15 protein-coding genes are annotated in these 18345 nt (G+C 41.2%); 7 read left to right on the top strand and 8 right to left on the bottom strand.

What is annotated here, in order from left to right; genetic code table 11:
• Positions 1-78: 78 nt before the first annotated feature.
• Positions 79-816: an NrtR DNA-binding winged helix domain-containing protein gene (locus LXL81_RS04555; RefSeq protein ID WP_234645523.1), complete on the bottom strand. Its 738-nt coding sequence runs from the start codon at positions 814-816 to the stop codon at positions 79-81.
• Positions 817-956: 140 nt separating this feature from the next.
• Here LXL81_RS04555 and LXL81_RS04550 point away from each other — a divergent pair, with 140 nt between their 5' ends.
• Positions 957-2594, top strand: a complete 1638-nt coding sequence (locus tag LXL81_RS04550; protein WP_234645522.1) for a carboxylesterase/lipase family protein — start codon at positions 957-959, stop codon at positions 2592-2594.
• Positions 2595-2974: 380 nt separating this feature from the next.
• A complete protein-coding gene (locus LXL81_RS04545) occupies positions 2975-3499 on the top strand; it encodes a DUF4833 domain-containing protein (protein WP_234645521.1) in 525 nt (174 codons plus the stop codon).
• Between the two features lie 17 nt (positions 3500-3516).
• Here LXL81_RS04545 and LXL81_RS04540 read toward each other — a convergent pair whose 3' ends face one another.
• Both LXL81_RS04540 and LXL81_RS04535 read right to left on the bottom strand, forming a co-directional pair.
• The gene (locus LXL81_RS04540; protein ID WP_234645520.1) at positions 3517-4365 is read right to left on the bottom strand and encodes a sialate O-acetylesterase; all 849 of its coding nucleotides are present in this window, start codon (positions 4363-4365) and stop codon (positions 3517-3519) included.
• A 76-nt stretch (positions 4366-4441) separates the two neighbouring features.
• The gene (locus LXL81_RS04535) at positions 4442-8275 is read right to left on the bottom strand and encodes a DUF748 domain-containing protein (RefSeq protein WP_234645519.1); all 3834 of its coding nucleotides are present in this window, start codon (positions 8273-8275) and stop codon (positions 4442-4444) included.
• A 517-nt stretch (positions 8276-8792) separates the two neighbouring features.
• On the opposite strand from LXL81_RS04535, the gene LXL81_RS04530 reads away from it, so the two are divergent.
• The gene (locus tag LXL81_RS04530) at positions 8793-9416 is read left to right on the top strand and encodes a hypothetical protein (RefSeq protein ID WP_234645518.1); all 624 of its coding nucleotides are present in this window, start codon (positions 8793-8795) and stop codon (positions 9414-9416) included.
• A gap of 135 nt (positions 9417-9551) precedes the next feature.
• Here LXL81_RS04530 and LXL81_RS04525 read toward each other — a convergent pair whose 3' ends face one another.
• Positions 9552-9740, bottom strand: a complete 189-nt coding sequence (locus LXL81_RS04525) for a hypothetical protein (RefSeq protein WP_234645517.1) — start codon at positions 9738-9740, stop codon at positions 9552-9554.
• A 237-nt stretch (positions 9741-9977) separates the two neighbouring features.
• Here LXL81_RS04525 and LXL81_RS04520 point away from each other — a divergent pair, with 237 nt between their 5' ends.
• Positions 9978-10193, top strand: a complete 216-nt coding sequence (locus LXL81_RS04520; RefSeq protein WP_234645516.1) for a DUF6965 family protein — start codon at positions 9978-9980, stop codon at positions 10191-10193.
• Positions 10194-10264: 71 nt separating this feature from the next.
• Here LXL81_RS04520 and LXL81_RS04515 read toward each other — a convergent pair whose 3' ends face one another.
• The gene (locus LXL81_RS04515; RefSeq protein ID WP_234645515.1) at positions 10265-11278 is read right to left on the bottom strand and encodes a chemotaxis protein CheB; all 1014 of its coding nucleotides are present in this window, start codon (positions 11276-11278) and stop codon (positions 10265-10267) included.
• Between the two features lies 1 nt (position 11279).
• On the bottom strand, positions 11280-14456 hold the full coding sequence (locus LXL81_RS04510) for a chemotaxis protein CheB (protein WP_234645514.1): 3177 nt from the start codon (positions 14454-14456) through the stop codon (positions 11280-11282).
• 334 nt (positions 14457-14790) lie between these two features.
• On the opposite strand from LXL81_RS04510, the gene LXL81_RS04505 reads away from it, so the two are divergent.
• From LXL81_RS04505 to LXL81_RS04495, 3 genes are all read left to right on the top strand, one after another.
• Positions 14791-15141: a DUF6970 domain-containing protein gene (locus LXL81_RS04505; protein ID WP_234645513.1), complete on the top strand. Its 351-nt coding sequence runs from the start codon at positions 14791-14793 to the stop codon at positions 15139-15141.
• A 72-nt stretch (positions 15142-15213) separates the two neighbouring features.
• Positions 15214-15795, top strand: a complete 582-nt coding sequence (locus LXL81_RS04500; protein WP_234645512.1) for a WD40 repeat domain-containing protein — start codon at positions 15214-15216, stop codon at positions 15793-15795.
• 126 nt (positions 15796-15921) lie between these two features.
• Positions 15922-17184 (top strand): M48 family metallopeptidase, encoded by a 1263-nt coding sequence (locus LXL81_RS04495; RefSeq protein WP_234645511.1) that lies wholly within the window; start codon positions 15922-15924, stop codon positions 17182-17184.
• Between the two features lie 99 nt (positions 17185-17283).
• Here LXL81_RS04495 and LXL81_RS04490 read toward each other — a convergent pair whose 3' ends face one another.
• Positions 17284-17691: a hypothetical protein gene (locus tag LXL81_RS04490; protein ID WP_234645510.1), complete on the bottom strand. Its 408-nt coding sequence runs from the start codon at positions 17689-17691 to the stop codon at positions 17284-17286.
• An 89-nt stretch (positions 17692-17780) separates the two neighbouring features.
• Positions 17781-18272 (bottom strand): DUF6922 domain-containing protein, encoded by a 492-nt coding sequence (locus LXL81_RS04485; RefSeq protein WP_234645509.1) that lies wholly within the window; start codon positions 18270-18272, stop codon positions 17781-17783.
• Positions 18273-18345: the final 73 nt, after the last annotated feature.

Raw genomic sequence — 18345 nt, 5'->3', positions numbered from 1 at the left:
GACGCTGATCAGATAATCGATTACAAATATTGACTTAGTCAATGAAAAAAGTAAGCGTCATTATTTTGAAAAATCCAGCTATTTAAACTGATATAAATAGGGTGCTTTATGAGCACCACCGCTATATTGTTTTTCAAGCCTTTCCAAAATATCAAGACTGAGCATTTTGCGTTGAAAACCTGACCTTCGCAGCTGTTGTCCAAGTATGGTTTCATACAATTTTTGCAGTTCGGCCATCGTGAAGGCCTTGGGTAGCAGCGGCGCGGCCCAGCTATCATAACCGCCCAGTTTTCGGTCAAGATCAGCTCTTAAAGTTTGCAATGCTTTATGCACAATTGTATTATGGTCGAGCATCAGCGCTGGCAGATTTTCCAGCGTGTACCAGATGCATGTATCAGCAAGTGGATCAGGGGTTGGGGCTGCCTTGCTAAAATCGATCAGCGCATAATAACCCACAGAAACAAAACGTCTTAAAAGCCAGTGATCATCGGTAGGATTCATACCTTTTGCCTGCATGATTGTTCGCAGCGGAGCCTGATCGTAACGTGCCAGATCTCCGAATGTGTAAAATTGATCCAGGTATATATCCGAAAGTCCCGTCCGCTCTCTAAGCACGCGCCGCGCAGCATCATTCATATTTTCGTTTTCTTTTACAAATCCGCCGGGCAGAGCAAAAAGACTGGTATTGCGGTATTCAAGCAGCAAAATTTTCAGCTGGTATTGATCAAATCCAAAAATTACAAAATCCATGGCTAGTCCGGGCAAATAACCGGCTCCTTCTGAATTCTGCTCTAATCTGACTTTTTCCTCGGTCATTATATTAAAATTTGATGTGCAAGTTAGAAAAAAGAAAGATTGTCAAAATAATTTTTTATTATTGTTCCATAATGAGACAATATAGATTTTATTGATCAGATTGTCTTACCTAACATGTATATAAATATGCAATTCCGGAAATGAAAACAATTTTTATCACCATGCTGCTTGCCCTGCAAATCATGCAGGCCGCGACGGCGCAATCTAAAAAAACGGCGGCCCCCCAGGCCAAAACCATTCATGGAACCCTTGAAGGTGTAACCGAATCCACAGGCATCAGGGCATTTAAGGGAATTCCCTTTGCAGCTCCTCCGGTTGGCCAGTTCCGCTGGCGCGAACCGCAGCCTGTTAGGAACTGGCAGGGCGTTCGCAAAGCCGACAAGTTTGGTCCGCGCGCCATGCAGAATCCTGTTTTTGGCGATATGGGTTTTCGTTCGGATGGTATGAGTGAAGATTGTCTTTACCTGAACGTCTGGACGCCTGCCAAGTCGGCCAGCGAAAAACTTCCCGTCCTGGTTTACTTTTATGGCGGTGGTTTTGTGGCCGGCGACGGTTCTGAGGGCCGTTATGATGGAGAAAGTATGGCCACAAAAGGTATCGTAACTCTGACTGTGAACTATCGTCTGGGCGTATTTGGTTTTTATGCATCAGAAGATCTTACCAAAGAATCCCCGCACCATGCTTCTGGAAACTACGGATATCTGGATCAGGCTGCGGCACTGGCCTGGGTGAAACAAAATATTGCAGCTTTTGGCGGTGATCCTGAAAGAGTTACAATCGCAGGAGAATCTGCCGGATCACTTTCAGTGAGTGCATTAATGGCTTCGCCGCTTTCCAAAAATTTATTTTCAGCTGCTATCGGTGAAAGTGGATCTGTTCTGGGTACGCTTCCTCCGGTGCCATTGGCGCAAGCTGAACATGCCGGTGCAAAATTCAACGAACAGGTTGGCAAAAAAACGCTCGCAGAAATGCGGGCGATATCTTCGGAAGATCTGTTAAAAGCAACAGCAGGCGCGGGTGTTTCCAGATTTCTTTCCGCAGTGGATGGCTACTTTTTCACAGAGCCTCCTTTGAAAACATTTCAGGCTGGCAAACAATCGCAGGTACCTCTACTGGCCGGATGGAATTCAGAAGAAATGAATTACAGAATGATACTGGGCAAGGAAGCACCAACACTTGAAAATTATACGAAAGCAGTGCAGAAAATGTTTGGAGAGCAGGCAGATAAAGTTTTAAAAGAATATGCTGCTTCCTCTGATGCGGAAGTTGAGCAGGTAGCCACTGACCTTGCCGGCGACCGTTTCATTGGTTTCGGTACCTGGAAATGGATCGATATGCAGAGCAAAACCGGAGGTGGAAAGCCAGTTTACCGGTATTTATACGGCCGTCCCCGCCCTGCTATGAATGCTGAAATGGGAAATATATCAGCCAACCTTGCCGGCGGAGTTTCCAAAAGTACAGAACCTGCGGCTGCAAAAGCTCCATTGCCAAAAGGTGCGGTACATTCTGCGGAAATTGAATATGCAATGGGAAATCTATCATTGAATAAAGTGTACGCCTGGACTCCGGAAGATCACAAAGTGTCCGAAACGATGCAGGCATATTTTGCCAATTTTATTAAAACAACAAATCCTAATGGCAAAGGCCTGCCGGAATGGTTGCCGGTGAAAGGCGAAGGTGATGCCCACTACATGTATCTGGATGTAAACAGCCGCCTGGAAACTGAAAAACACAGAGGGCGTTATGTGCTGATGGATGCAATGGCTGCAAAAAACTAACCTGACTATATCATGAAATGGCTCTTTCGACTTGCTCGAAAGAGCCATTTTTTATTTTAAGAGGACCAGGGAAGCTTAAATACTATCACGATGATCTTCTCGATTTTAGTAAATTGTAACTTAAAAAAATCATCCGAATATTTAATTTACCCTGCTTTAATTTTGATGACAATCTTAATAAAAATCTCCTTCGTCAAGGTGCCAGTTATTATTCAAAGCACTATTTAATCCGTCTTTATAACACAAGCAGCATAAAAAATAAGCCATTCAAAAAATAACTTTGTTCGAAAATTTTATTTGTAAATTAGGGGCAACTCCCGTTAGAGAACCGTGGGAGTTTTTTAGTAGCAAGCCATGGAATTATATAAAAAAATGAACCGATGAAATATGTACTACTTATAATTTTGCTAACCGGCTGGACCGGCGCATATGCTCAAAAAGGATATCCCGTTCCGGCACCCGATGAAAAACGTTTGTTTTTTATTCAGCATAGCGACAATCATAATACGTTTGTTTACAATGCCAATCTGAAAAATGGTGCGATTGTTGCGGAAGAACCTGTGGACATTTTCAAAATTGCCTACGCCGATGGCGGTGAGAAGATGCCTCTTACGAGCATACAAAAAGCACTTGCGTTTGGTATGAAAACCACAGAGTTATCACTAAACTTTTATGAAATGGAGCTGGCAGCTTCGAAAAAAGTGAAGTTTTACATGATGCTTGACAAGGCTGGAAAACCGAAGGTTTACACCACTGTCAACGGCAAGAAGATGTATCTGGAAAGAATTTTCTTAAAGTTGAAAGAGGGCACAGTCGGGATGGGAATCAACCTGGAGTACGCCCTGTTTATTGGCAAGGATTTCAGTTCAGGACAGAATCTGAATGAAAAGTCGGCAGAATGGTAAAATTCTGCCGGATCGTATCATAACTGTTCTAACTTTTTCATCTCCGATTCAAAATCATCTTCCGACAATACACCGCCGGCAAAGCTGTTTTTCAGTAAAGCAATCTTTTCATTTTTTGTCAGCGGCCTGCTGACGATGGTACTAACAATAGCTTTTTCATCCGGAAGTTCTGTCAATACATTTTTCTGATGCTGCCATGCTTCAAAATAACGAAAACCAAATATTCGAAGTGAATCTGCATTGAAATGAAGATCGTCAGGATTGGCGCCCAGCCCGGCTGCGGATACAAAATAGCAGTTTGGCTTTGTATCAGCGAAATGCAAAAGTGCCTGGTTTACCTTCTGATATTCAGTAAAATATTGGCCATATCTGCCCCCGCTCAGAAAATCACCCAAACCTCCGGCAATGAATGGAATATCACCGGCATTTAGCGCGAGGCGCAGTGCGTCCACAATTACACTTAACTTCTGATAATATTGGCCCGAAAGACCCGAAAAACTGTCATTTTCTCCCTGATGCCATAAAATACCAGCCAACTTACTTTCGCGCTGGGCAAGCTTAGCCTGGGAAACAGCATTTTCAAAAAGCGCACCTTCTACTGCCCAGTCATCAAGGCTTGTGCCACCATCGGCGCAGGGAATTAATCCAATTTGCTGCTCAGGATTTTGAAGGCGAAAAGCTCCTGCAAATGTAGCGGCCAGACTAACACCTGACATCGGCCTGTCATGGCTTACAGGTTCTGTCATGGTTTGCCAGCGCCCATTAATCAGCACTTTAATGTGTTCATCATATATAGGGGCCACATCTTTTAGGTAACCACGTCCCGCCATATTGGACTGCCCTATCATTAGAAAAGAATGTATCATCGATCTAAAAAAGGTAATAATTGAATGTAACTTTAATAACCAGGGTTTACTTTTATCAGTTTGAAAAAATATTTTTTTACAAAACCAACACCGCATTCCCGGGTACATCCTGAATTTTCTTTTTGTACTGTTTTTTAAAAATAATATTGGTGACCGGCGCAATGACGCCTGCGCTTCCACCTACCACCATACGCAGGAAATAGACGATCACTGGTTTTTGTCTGTTTCTGACAAAAATAAATGATGCTTCTTTCTTTGTATTTTTATTTCTTATCGCAATTTTATTGGCAACAAAACCGATCAGCCGCGTGCGGAATCTTTGCTGGTCCACCCTACCAGAATCCAGCAGATCTGCTTTCAGATGATGGTAATGCAGTTTCATACTACCCTTTGAAACATAATCATTTCCAAAAGCAGTCATTTGCAAAGAGTCAAGAACACCTGATCTGACCCTGGCAGAAAGCAGCGGAGCGAGAAATGGATTGAGCTCAGTAAGTTTTCCCGGGCCAAGTTCAACATCCAGCCGAAGGCCACCCAACGTGTCCTGGTACGACTGGCTCATCATCACCTTCAATTGCATTTTATCTAAAAACAAAGCCGAAACCGCTGCATGCAGACTATCCTGCCCAGCTGTTGTGTATGAGGAAACATGATTGATGCTGGCATTGACATTGGAAAAATTTACACTTCCGGTATCTTTCGAAACTGGATTCAGCTCTGTGTAATGAACCCGGGCATTTTGAAGCTGAACCTGATCAATATGAAACGGGAAACCTATTTTGGTCAGAGCAGCTATGGGTAAAGGCTGGATCACGGAGGGATCAAACTTTTTCATTTTGTCAGCATAAATTGTCATTGCGGCGTGATCAACGCCGGCATAAGCGATTTGCAGTCCCTGTTTTCTAAGCTCCAAACCTTCCATGCGGATTTCGCCGGTTTTTGTTGTCAGATAAATCTTGCGGTATACCCGGTTGGCATAAAAATCCGACCTGCTTACTGCCGGATTTAATGAAAATGATTGTATTATAGCCTTGTGCTTTTTCCCGTCAAAACTCAGTCCGTCTAATCCAATAAAAGTTTTTTCTGTTTGCAGATCCACTGATCCCACTTGCAAACGGGCACCGGAGCGGTTGACTATCCAGGACAAACCTTCATCAAAATCATACTGGTTTGCAGCAAGATCTTCAAGTTTTAATTTTTCCGCCGACATCCGTATGTATTTATCAGCATCATTTTTGCTGAAATAAATGCGGTCCGTTTCAAGTTTATCAAGCTGCGTAGCCCAGGATTTAAGTACCGGATCGTATTTAAAATGATCCAGATCAGCTGATAAATTCCCGTCTGTAAATGCCCGCTCACCACTGCTTTTAGTAAGCAAAACAGCATTCGTCTCCACCCGGATCCTGTCAGCCAGAAGGGATTTATCCTGCTGTGTTTTTATATTTTTGGAAGAAATAGAAATATGATTAACCAAGATACTGTCGCCGGCCATTTGTGCCTGAAAATTCCCATCATGGACAGCAATTGCATTGATATTCAAATGAGGTAAAGCAATTGGCCTGGAATTTAATAAGTCTTTCCGGTCAACATTCCGGGTGGAAAATACAACATGTGGCTCAACCACATTAACTGAATCAATTGTCAGCTTTTTGCTCAGAATCGTCTGTTCCAGATATGGCTTAAAACCAAGAACCGGAATATTGACAAGTAAACTATCCTCCGGATTTTGACGGTGATAAACAATGTCACGAACCGTTGAATTTTCCTGATCCCTTATGTCAAAAATACCCAGCTGCAAATGCCCTCCAGGCGTGTCGACACTGGCATTGATTCCCAGGGCACGAAGACCTTCTGTTTGCAGCGAACTGCCTTTTTCTCTTGAAATTTTGTTTGCAGAAAGATTTTCCAGATTGACTTCGGCCTTCATGCCTTTTCCCGTAAAAAACAGCTTTGTATTGTTTCCGCTCATTTGTTCAATAAAAAACCAAAGCGTCCGGCTTGATTTCACCTCCGGTGCCGCCCCGGAACCTGTAACATCCATAGATACCGAGCCCTCCTCCCACTGTAACCTGCTTATATCGAGCTGATTATTTTCATAAGAAAAATCCTGAACCTCAACCTTCTTAAATATCCCGCCGATATCGCCATTTTTTGTATCAACCTTAATACTGTCAAAAACAAGTTTTTGTCCAATTTCATTAAAGACGGACGGGCCCGTAGTAACGATCACGGAGGGCGTAGAGACCGCGGCAGTTCCAAATGACAGTTGCCTGACAGAACCAACCAATTCATCGGGTGTTCTTGCTTTACCCAGTTTTCCTACATGAAAGCTCAGATTCAGTTTTTGAAGTCGCAAGTCCAGCACACCGCCGCGTTTTAAGCTTACATCACCATCTACAATCCTTAGTTTTTCAAGATCAATAATCTTATCCATCAGCGACAGATTTTGATATACAGATCGTTTTGAACTGCGTACAGATGCTGAATTCAAAAGATCATTTTGCACCGATCGAAGAATGGGCTGATACATTACAGCCTCACGCGCTTTGAAATTATTCTGGAAAATAAAAGTGAGCCAGTCCATCCCTGTGATCTCAAAACGCGGTATAAGATAATTTCTTAAGACTTTGTTGCGCCCGTTACGCGGCGTTGCAGCGACCAGATTATGAAGGACAATTTTATCATTGATAAATTGAAGACTGTCAAATTTCAGTTGAAGAATACTATCGGGTAAAAAACCGTTGTAGTTCCTGATCGTATAATGAAAGCCACCGATACTCAGCTCTTTTTTGCCGGAATCATTCAGATGAAAACCGGAAATACTGACATTGTCATTATTCGCAGAAAACCGTGTTATTTTTCCTGCCTGATGCAGAATCAGATCCATACCGCCATTTTGCATCACTACATGGCCAATATTAAAAGCGACCGGCAACTGGTTTAAAGTACTATCAAACAAAGCCTTTTTGTCATTTTCACTTTTTCTTGCTTTTCCTCCAACAAAAAGTTCAGAAGTAATAACCGGATTTTCAAGAAAAACAGAATCGGCCTTCACGATCTGTTTCTGGTATAATAAATTAAAATCCAAACCCAGAAAACTTAGTTTCTTTGCTTTAAGATCCAGGCTATTTTTTTGACCCATGGAAGGCAAAATACGGACTGTTGCTCCGGAAAGTCGCACCAGCTTTTCTTTTGAATCGATCAGAAGCTCCTTGAAAGTGATATTGCCTTTATTATCAGGAAGAATAATTTTCTGGTCTGCAATGCGGAGCTTGACCCGTTCAGAAAATATAAACCGGGAAGAATCTTGTTCGTGTGCCGAACCAATTTTCATTTTATGGATGGAAAAATGAATGTGGTTTACGATAAGCGGAGATCTGGAAAATTTATCTTCATCCCTAACGAGGAGCTTGCCATCATTGATCTTAAACAATTGAAGATTAAGCACATCCAGCGATTTATAGATGGAGCTGTACAGTTTTTCAAGATCGTCCAGTAAAGCAATTTTATTGGTACTGTCTGTTTGCAAGGACTTCCTTTTTCCAATGATGATTTCCGGGTTGTTGAAAACGATAGAATCAATCAGCAACTGCCTGTGTACAAAAAGGTCCCATCTGGAACGTGTCCGGAAATGGAAATCCTTAACATTGAATTTATAACTGGTTGCTTGTCTGGAAGAATTGACCGTAAAAATACTGATCCCCTGCACATGGATTGCATTATGAAAATAATTGGTTTCGATCTTTTCAATGGAACATTTGAGCTGTCCCCGCGAGCCCCAACTGATCAGCTGTTCAATGGTTCTTTCAGAATTGTATTTGAACCAAAAGTGAATACATAACAACACGATAGCAAAAAAAGCAATGCTAAATCCTGCAAATCTGAATATGTTTTTGAAAAGGTGCCTCATTCGATACCAACATAACAGGCAATGAAATCACTTGATTTTCATAATACATGTGCTGTTATCAGTTACAACCATTTTTCTTCAAAATAAATCCAAAAACTACCTTAGAGTTGAGGTAAAATAGATACCAAGGGAAAACATCTTTTAGCTTAAAGTGTTGCATTTTTCAACAAATTAACGCGACGCAGAGAATTTATTCCCAACCAGATCTTACGACAATTTTTGTTGGATTTGTTATCTGATATGATAAAATTCTGTGAAAGTGTAAGCTTATAAATCTCATTAAACCCGACTTGTTTTATATATTTTGCTCAAATCTTTCCTCAGTCAGTCCCCTTTTCATTTGCAGATAATCAGCATGGAAATAGGACTAATTGCATTTTTCCGGTAGCCATCAGTTTTCTAATCAATCTAATTGTAACCAATGGTTGATCTGGCATACATTTTTTTGTAAACGCAAATTCTCCCTGCCCCTTTCAGAAAAACTTCCCAAATCAAGTCAAGTTAACTCAGCTAATTAATGAAAAAGTTTTTGTTTACGCTATCCGCGTTTTTTATATTTCAGGCCACTAAGGCGCAGAATAATACAGAAATACTCCGCCCTTTAACCTATGATCAAAGTTCTCCGGACTTTCTGCAATACAGAGACCGATGGAATCTTAAAATCAGTGCTGGTGTGGGATCAACCTACCGAACCAAAGCAACTTTTCTTAATACATCAGTGCTGTCAATATCCGCTGAACCTTCCTACCGGCTGACCAACTATATCGCTGTCGGGCTTCGCGGAGAGTATACTTTTATGAATTCTTATGTCAGTGAAGTGGGCAGAATCAAAGCAGACCCGATTGGCTCATTGTCGGCTACCGCAGATATCATAAAACTCTGGAACCATAAATCCGCACCATTTATCGGTATCGGAGCTGGATTCTACCGCCTTGGTTATGGCCAGCTTCCAGCAGGTCAACTTCCGGGCTCTGAGACTGTGGCCGCCCGGAGAGAAAATCTGGGAACGCGTTTTGGGGTTTCTCCCAGGATTGGGGTAAACCTTCATTCATTTTCAATTTCGTTTGAGATGAATTTGATTGATGAAAAGGTATATTATAACCGGGACTATATGACGCTTAAACTGGGCTATACTTTGTAAAAGGTTGATCAATGATCACAAATCACTTACTGGAAAAAGCTGATAAAATTAAGATCCTAAAAACAAACAAGCAATCCCCAGCTCATATCGGCGAAGGATTGCTTATTATTTTTCGATCATTGTAGAAAGAACAGTTCACGACAATCTTGCCGAATACAACGGCCGCATGATGCGTGGCCTTTTCCCTGCTTTTGCGACCGGATGTGATGGCTGGTTTGTGGTTTTCGAAGGACTATTAAACGGATTGGTATTTTCAAATGACTGATTCAGAAAATTTACTGAATCACGGTTTGCGGTATGGCTGATGTTATTTCTTGATTCCATTATACTTTTTAATTATGTTGATGAATAACCGGATCTTAAATAAAATCATGCCCGTTTTGCCTGTGCCAAATTGCAGCTAATTATGCGCAGATCAGGTCAAACAGCACACAAATCATTAACAGCTTTGCGGAATTATTACTACAATATAAAGGAAATAATGAAACTTTAAACAGCCTCAGCTGCGTTGCCCCGTAAGACTGATTTTATATTAGCAAACCAAAATTTACTTCCGATACGATGAGCATCCAAGAACTTGAAGATTACTTTGCAACTGTGAAGCTGCCGGAAAAACCAGTCAAAATTAACGGATTTGCCACTATTGAAGAGTCTGATGTTTTTGTTGCGGCTCAAATGGCGATCATCACCAGAGAACCGCAGACCTATCAAAAAACAAGTGCCTATTTACGAATTATGGAATTTAAACAATGGCTGGAAAATAACTCATATGCATAGATCTGGTAACCCGATCCGGGCAAATGAATTATTCCTAATCTGAAAAGCAAAAACAGATTGTGTAGATAAACTTAATAGGGAACAGCCGTTTCCTGGCTTTGCAAATCCGAAAGCATATTTTTAAGGGTATCAATATGCCGCTGCATTTCATCTTTTCTCTCAAGATGATCCTGAGATAATGAATTGTAACCTTTACTGGCATAGTCAACTTCCAGTTTACGCAGCAAATGTTTACGTTCTTCCATCATCCTGAGGGCTACCCACAAGGTTGAACTGGCCGTTTCTGCCTGCTTGACCACAAGGTCGCGCTCTGTGTAGGCATGGCCGATGTGACATCGGTACCGGTTAATGATATCGCCCTTTACTTTCCAGAGATTGCCGCCACAATCCGGGCAGGCAAAGACACTTTTATCTGCAATTTGTTCCACAGCATCTATGCCCACAGCAGTTTTCTCAGCGATCTGTGATTCGAGAATAACCTCCTGAGGAGCAGATATTTCCAACTTGCGGTCCTGACTTCCTATATGACTAAGAAGTTCTCCAATATCACTAAGTTCACTAACGTGGTCAACTTCCATGTTGTTTATCACTGAAAGCGGCATGTCGGGATATTCAGCCTGATTCGGATCCTGAACAATACAAATGCCACCACTTCTTTTAATGGCCCACATACCAGACGTACCATCATCAAGCATCCCGCTCAATATAATACCAATAGCATTTGAGGTATATGCCACAGCCGCGGAACGGAAAAGCACATCAATTGATGGCCTGAAACGATTCTCCTGAGGGCCTGACCCTAATAAGATTTTTCCTTCTTTAACCAGTAAATGCTGATTAGGAGGCGCAACATAAATATGCCCCTTTTCAAGGTCGGCACCATTAACGGCCATACTGCAATTTAGGGAAGTTACCTTTCCCAGGCGATGCACAACAAAATCACCAATTCCTTTGCGCGACAAATGAAGGACGATACAAAAAGCGGCATCCAGTTCAACCGGCAGTGTCCGGACCATTTCCACGAGTGCATTTAATCCACCAGCCGACGCACCTATTACTACTAAAAACCTGGGGCGATTAGCCATATTATTTATTCAGGAATATTGTGAACTTACTGCCCTTGCCCGGCTCACTTTCAACTTCAATCCTGCCACCGGAAGCATGGACTATTTTACTGGTCAGATATAGTCCTATACCAAAGCCATCCCCATCCGTTTGCAGCCTGGTATATTTATCAAAAATGGTTTCCAGATGGCGCTTTTCAATCCCTTTTCCATTGTCCTGAACAGAAAGTAAAGTATGATTTTCTTCTTCAAAAATCCGTACATCAATAACCGGCATTTTCTCAGACCGGTATTTTATTCCGTTAGAAATAAGATTATACAATATACTACGCAGGTTCTTTTTTGAAAAAACTACATTTTTCACCTGCACATCCCGTTTTATTATCGCCCCGCTGGACTTTATCCGCTCACTCAGGCTCCACTCAATATTATCCAATAGCTCATCCAGATCGACAGCTTCTGTTTCCAGCGCGTTGTTTTCAATTTTAGCAACAACGGCAATTTCACTGATCAGCGAACGGAATTTTTTTACCGAACCGCTAATGATCGGTAACACTTCTTTTATTTCAGGATCACTCGTATCGATCGAAGTAATCAGCGATAGGGTTCCTTCTATGCTGTTTAAAGGGTCAAGCAAATCATGGGAAGCGGTGTGAACAAAATTGTCAAGGTCGGCATTGATACGTGTCAGGACTTCATTTTTTTTGTCGAGTTGTTCCTGAATGGTTTTAAGTTTGGTAATATCATTGAAAGTAATGATAGCTCCCGAGGTCTTATTATCAATCTGTCTAACATAGGGCATGGTCATAACCTGGTACCATCTGCCATCCTTGGTCTGAATTTCTTTGGTGATAAGCTCCTCAGTGGTTAAAACCTGGTTGATATCTTCAATAATTGTTTCAACTTTAAAATTTGTTGAGATGCTGCTGAGTGCGCGGCCAATATCGCTATCAAGCAGGTTTATCAATTTTACCGCACCTGGTGAAAATTTTATCAGACGCAGCTGGTCATCAAGAAAGAGCTGGCCGTTTACGTTACTTCTGAAATAATTATTCAGATCGTCGTTGAGCTCCAAAAGCTCTTTATTTTTTAGCTGATAATCAGAATTGATCGTATGAAGTTCTTCATTTATTGACTGCATTTCTTCACTGGTACTCTGCATCTCTTCGTTTGCTGAAAGAAGTTCTTCGTTAAATGACTGCATGTTTTCGTCCAGCGAATACAATTTCTCATTCGAGGCCATGAGTTTTTCTTTGAGATCCTTCACCTCCTGTTCCAGATTTTGGGTATATTGGTTTAAATAAACCCCCTCATCAAAAATGAGCTCACTGTTTGATGAGATTTCCGTTAAACCTTCCTCGTAAATACGCACCACTAAAAAACCATTAGTCCGGCCCTTGTAGATCATCGGAGTAACAGATAATGTGACGTCTACGATCTGGTCCCCTTGTTTTATTTTAATACCCGTCACCGAAGACGCTTCACCATTTTGCACAACATTACCGATAATTGCATTGTAAGCAACCAACAACGGGCCTGGAAGCAGCTCCGTAAATTCTGTCGTCATGATCTTCTGCAACAGAAATTTTGTTGTGTCTCCATAAAATTTCAGTATCCGTTCGTTCTGGTCAATGCAGATCACCAGCTGACCCAGATCTTTCATCAAGGTCTCATTGACCGCATCGCCGAGTGTCCGGTCCGGAACTTTATAATTTTGTTCTTTTGGATGGGGTGTATCGATATGTTTTTTATAGGAGACTTCGGGAAGTGAAAATGATTCAAACCTCACCTGGTGGTTGGCTCCCTCGTTTTTATAAACTTTAAATTTTTTACTGATCACTCTGAGGCTTTGCATGATCGGCAAAGGGTTTTCGCTCGAACCTAAAAAAAGGTACCCATTTGATCTGAGACCAAAAAGAAGCATCAGATAAATCTTCTTTTGCAACGCCGGTGTCATATAGATCAAAACATTCCGGCAGCTTATGAAATGCATATTGCAGTAAGGCGGATTTTTTACCAGATCATGCTGGGCAAAAATAACCATTTTACGCAAGGCCGGCTTGACCTTGAAATCTTCACCTTCCTGCTGGAAAAATCTGCTCATACGCTGCTCTGACATATTTGACAGGACAGCCCTTTTGTATATACCTTTCCCGGCATGCAGCAGTGCCGCACTATCAATATCAGTTGCAAAAATCTTCACAACATGCTCCTTGATCTTATCTCCCAGTTGTTCACTGATAAGCATCGCCATCGAATAGGCCTCTTCGCCAGTGGCGCATCCGGTTACCCACATTCTGATTTCCTGCTGTGGGGCGAGCCTTTCAATAATTTCAGGAATTACATTAAATTCAATAAACTTAAACGATTCGGTATCCCGGAAAAAACCTGTTACACTAATCAGAAAGTCCTTCGCCAAAATTTCCAGTTCCCCCGGATTGGCTTTGATAAATTGAACGTAACTTCCTAACTCACCAAAGTTATTGGATGCTACCCTTCTTTTTATTCTTCTTAAAATAGTAGAATGTTTGTAATCAGAAAAATCAAGTGGTAATTCCGTATTAATGAGTTCAATAATTTCTGCGACATGTTTTTCATCATCCACACCCGATGCCTGCAATTCAAGCTCACGCAATACATAGTCTTCAATTACACCGGGCATCGCTTCCGGCTCGATGATAAAGTCAACCATACCGGTGGCTATCGCATTAGCAGGCATACTTTGAAATTCTGTCCCCTCAGGTTCCCTCACAATTACAAGTCCACCTGCTTTTTTTATAGCTTTCACCCCATCCGTACCGTCAGATCCAAGCCCTGATAGCACAACGGCAATTGCTTTTGGACCATATTCCGCTGCCAGTGAACTGAAGAAAGTATTGATCGTCATATGGGGGCCGCGGTCATCGGTTTTGTCTGTCAGGTACAAACTATGGCCGCGAACGGTCATAAATTTGTCATTTGGGATGATATATACCTGATTTCCTAAAATGGACATGCCATCTTCTGCTTCCTGCACCACCAGTTTGCTATGCCTGGTAAGCAGTGCAACCATGTGACTTTTAAATTCGGCAGATAAATGCTGGACAATTACGTAAGATATGCCGTCAGAAGGAGTATGGTCAAAAAATGTATTGAGCTCATCAAGGCCACCAGCCGATGCGCCAATTGCAATGATGTGATGCGGTTCTGCTGCAAACATAGGTTTAGGAGGTAAGTGACACCAATATGGTAGTGATAATATTTTACCTATATCGGTAATTAGGAAATAATATTCTGATAATAAGAATTTAACATGCGAGTACTTCTATTAGACGGCTGATAATGCGACTAAAATTATGCCAAAGGTTCAATAGATCTTTTAACAAAATTAAAAAAAAACCGGATTCAGGATGAAAATGAACTGCAACGTATTCCTGAAAGTTGTGGCTATTATGTGTATACGCATCGTAAGGTAAGAAAGTAATCGATTAAACCGGTCAATCCGATTACATTAAAATTATATTGTAAATTTGATTTGTCTAAATTACCGGCCCATGAAAAATATTCTCTCTATCATTCTATTTACTTTCTGCGTTACCGGCTGCGAAAACAAAGAAGTTGAAAAGATCAATGCACCGGACTGTATCGTGGAAAGAATTAATACAATTAAAAAAGAAACCGTACGAAATCCTCCGGCCAAGGTTTTCAGTATGACCTATAATGGGTCAACTGTTTATTACATTCCGCCAAGCTGCTGTGATGCATTTAGTGAGCTACTGGATGAAAACTGCAATCTGCTTTGCAGCCCGGATGGTGGAATAACCGGAGGCGGAGATGGCAGATGTCCGGATTTCAGAAAGAACATTTCTAATGAAAAACTGGTCTGGAGTGATGACAGAAAGTAGATTTTGCTTTCCGGGATGGGGGTAGATAAAATTACAGTTGTCATCAGGGAAAATCATGTTCAAAGTTTCGATATGAGAACTAAAAATCTTTATAATTCCTGCCTGATTTCTTTTTTTAGCCTGATTTTATTGATTTCATGCCAAGCAACAAAACCATCACTGCCTGGTAAAGTAATCAATGAAACGCCAACTTCTGTTATGTTTTCTCCTGATGGTAATCTGATTGCTGCCGGCGTTTATGGCGCGGCCAGGGTCTGGGATCTAAGCTCAGACTCCTATAAAGATTACCCTGCAAAAGTAAGAAACGAAACGCCGGTATATGTAAGTTTTTCGCCGGATGGCACCCAGATCGCAGCTGGTATTTGGGGAGCGGTCAGGGTCTGGAAACTTAATTCAACTGATTTCACTGATTATCCCAACAAAATCCGGAATGATACGGCCCGCCGGATTTATTTTTCGCCTGATGGAAAATGGATTGCTGCCGGTATTTTTGGCGCAGTCCGGGTCTGGAATCTTAACAGCGGTGCCTTCAAAGATTATCCGTTGAAAATACGCAATGAAACACCGGACATCATCGCTATTTCGCCGGATGGGAAAGTTATGGCAACGGGCACATATGGTGGTGTCATGAAGTGGGATGTAGTACCATTTTGAAAATATACAGAACTTAACACCCTAGCAATACTGATTTAACCACCACTATTTCAGTTCAAAACGCAATAATTTCTGATAAAATGGAAAATATTGATTCACTTTGTGGTACCATTCTATGTCACAAAAATGAATAAAACCTTACTTTTTTTTCTTTTATTGATCAATATCAATTCTTTATCAGCGCAGTCAACAACCACTGTTTTAAAGGAAAAAAGCCTGATAAAAGGACAAACGATTTATCTGAACAGTAAAGCCCGGATTGGCGGAAAGAACCGGCTGGTAATTCCTGTTACACTGCCGGCCAATACAGTAGCCTGGTATTATTCCTTCGCTACCGTCACAACAAGTAATGAGAAACAGCGGGTGCAAAGTTCCGGTCTGGAAATGCAGATCGCACGGCTTATTTCGGATGGCGCGCTCAGTCTGATTGGAGCCGGATTGGTCACTAATGTTGTCGCGCAGCTTATTAAACCTTCCGGAAGCGGAGCTGTTGATATTTATCTTACCGATGCCAACGGACAAAAACAATTTGAGAAAACGAATCTTGTCGGGTTGCATAGTTATGACGTTCCCGTTTTTTACAAGGAAGGAACAGCCCAAAATAGCCGGAACGGTGTTTTTCAGATACCTATCGTGCGAAAAGATCTTTCTATTTGTTTAAGAAATCCAAGTGTGACGGAAGGTGTAGCTGTTTCTTTGGACGTAGTTGCCATTATTTCAAGTAAAGAATACAGAGAAATCTGGTCTGCAAAAAACCTGGAAACACTCTATGCTGACTGTCTTTCGAAGTTTAGTATCAAAGATTCAGCCAGTGAAAAGATTTGTGAATGTGCAAAAAATCAGATCAAGACCGCCTATGTGCCTTCATCCTATGTGAGTCTTTCCAATATTGAAAAAGACAAAATTATCAGAGACAATATCCGAACCTGTACCCGGAAAATGGGATTAGATGGCTTGTCAGAAAAAGAGGTTAGGATTAACGAAATATTTAAATTAATTGAAGGACAGAAGATTACAAAGGATTTGACAGGACTTCAGGTATCTTACAGTGAACTGATCTCATTGGGCATTACAACGCCGCAGGTATACAATGGCCTGGCCTTCAATTTGCTTTGCCAGCAGGAATATCAGGAAGCGAAAAAGTACATTACCCTTGGACTTGGCAAAGATCCGCAAGATTTATATCTGCTTAAAAACCTTGGGAATTATTATTTGCTAACCGGCCAATACGACCAGGCAATGGAAATTTACCGCGCTCATAAGAATGAGAAATTACCGGATAAGCGTAAATTTAAAGAAAGCCTGACCCGGGATATCAAAGAATTTGAAAGGTCAGGAATTAAAAATGTCAATTTTGAAAAGGTGCGGAAAGAGCTTAAATTGAAGTAGTTTGTTGATCTTGAAATCAGCTCAGATAAAAATAAACCTGACATCTTTTGATTTTGAAAGATGTCAGGTTTCGGCATTGACCTTCTTATTAATATCTGATTAACTAACAATTTCCTTGCTCTTTTTGCTGGTACTTTTTAGTGCCCAATAAACCAGAGCCGGCTGAAAAAATAACCTTGCAAATCGCTTTCCGTCTGTATCCAACCCGAAAGCACTTCTTTTATTGACAAACTGCGCAATATTGCCGGGGAAAACAGCGGTGAAAAATGCAGCAGCAACTTTCCCAACTGTTTCCTTCTGTTTTTTATTTGCCAGGATTAGCGCACCTCCCAGTGCAATTTCTGCGATGCCCGAATAAACCACAGTATCGTCTTTCTTCAGAGGAACAAAGTCTGGCACCTGAGCACGGAAATCTCTTCTGGCAAAGGTGAGATGGCTGATTCCAGCAAAAACCAGGCCTGCTCCCAGAATAATTCTTGCTGTTTTTTTGATGTCTTTCTCTTTCATTGGTTTTAGTTTTTGGGAAGAGATTGCAAATATTATTCCATGGGGAAAATTATCAGCCACTTACAGTATTGTATTATAATGTAGCCATTTTACAAATTATCATCATGAATTGAAGAAAGCTTTTTCCCCTGAGCTGTAAGTACATCATGAACTTTCTCTTCACCATAAAAACGGTTAATCTCCGCCTTTTCCTGAGTATTCCCACGCTCAAATATTCTCTCAATCACTGCAATATATTGTCGCGACCAGTCAATCCGGTTAATATCTGTATCCCAGAAAAGAGAACTTCTTAATAAAGATAAATCCGGGGTTAAATTCTCCTGTTTAATCTTTTCTTCTCTGATGTCATAATAAACCTGCAAAAAAACGAATGTACCTTCTTCCAGGTTTAATTCTTTTTCAATTTTTAGCGCAAGTGCAGTATTCAAATTTCGCTTTCCTTTTGTAATTGCATTGAATGTTTGCGGATGTTCAGAAATTGAAAGGGCAAAAGGTCGCTGCTTCAGCGATCGTTTCTTCAATTCCCGTTCAAGAACAATTCCCGGATGAATTCCTTTATACTTTTCAAATCGCTTTTCCATACAGTAATTGTAAATAAACTTATTTATCAAAACAAAAGTTTTCGGCGATGATCGCCGAAAACTTTTATACAAG

The sequence above is a fragment of the Dyadobacter sp. CY356 genome, assembly GCF_021440195.1.
Taxonomy (GTDB): Bacteria; Bacteroidota; Bacteroidia; order Cytophagales; family Spirosomataceae; genus Dyadobacter.
This window is presented reverse-complemented; position numbering and strand designations above follow the sequence as displayed.

What these genes read in the sequence shown, in the direction of transcription:
- LXL81_RS04555 (WP_234645523.1), bottom strand. Translation starts at nt 816, where the DNA reads ATGACCGAGGAAAAAGTCAGATTAGAGCAGAATTCAGAAGGAGCCGGT.
- LXL81_RS04550 (WP_234645522.1), top strand. Translation starts at nt 957, where the DNA reads ATGAAAACAATTTTTATCACCATGCTGCTTGCCCTGCAAATCATGCAG.
- LXL81_RS04545 (WP_234645521.1), top strand. Translation starts at nt 2,975, where the DNA reads ATGAAATATGTACTACTTATAATTTTGCTAACCGGCTGGACCGGCGCA.
- LXL81_RS04540 (WP_234645520.1), bottom strand. Translation starts at nt 4,365, where the DNA reads ATGATACATTCTTTTCTAATGATAGGGCAGTCCAATATGGCGGGACGT.
- LXL81_RS04535 (WP_234645519.1), bottom strand. Translation starts at nt 8,275, where the DNA reads ATGAGGCACCTTTTCAAAAACATATTCAGATTTGCAGGATTTAGCATT.
- LXL81_RS04530 (WP_234645518.1), top strand. Translation starts at nt 8,793, where the DNA reads ATGAAAAAGTTTTTGTTTACGCTATCCGCGTTTTTTATATTTCAGGCC.
- LXL81_RS04525 (WP_234645517.1), bottom strand. Translation starts at nt 9,740, where the DNA reads ATGGAATCAAGAAATAACATCAGCCATACCGCAAACCGTGATTCAGTA.
- LXL81_RS04520 (WP_234645516.1), top strand. Translation starts at nt 9,978, where the DNA reads ATGAGCATCCAAGAACTTGAAGATTACTTTGCAACTGTGAAGCTGCCG.
- LXL81_RS04515 (WP_234645515.1), bottom strand. Translation starts at nt 11,278, where the DNA reads ATGGCTAATCGCCCCAGGTTTTTAGTAGTAATAGGTGCGTCGGCTGGT.
- LXL81_RS04510 (WP_234645514.1), bottom strand. Translation starts at nt 14,456, where the DNA reads ATGTTTGCAGCAGAACCGCATCACATCATTGCAATTGGCGCATCGGCT.
- LXL81_RS04505 (WP_234645513.1), top strand. Translation starts at nt 14,791, where the DNA reads ATGAAAAATATTCTCTCTATCATTCTATTTACTTTCTGCGTTACCGGC.
- LXL81_RS04500 (WP_234645512.1), top strand. Translation starts at nt 15,214, where the DNA reads ATGAGAACTAAAAATCTTTATAATTCCTGCCTGATTTCTTTTTTTAGC.
- LXL81_RS04495 (WP_234645511.1), top strand. Translation starts at nt 15,922, where the DNA reads ATGAATAAAACCTTACTTTTTTTTCTTTTATTGATCAATATCAATTCT.
- LXL81_RS04490 (WP_234645510.1), bottom strand. Translation starts at nt 17,691, where the DNA reads ATGAAAGAGAAAGACATCAAAAAAACAGCAAGAATTATTCTGGGAGCA.
- LXL81_RS04485 (WP_234645509.1), bottom strand. Translation starts at nt 18,272, where the DNA reads ATGGAAAAGCGATTTGAAAAGTATAAAGGAATTCATCCGGGAATTGTT.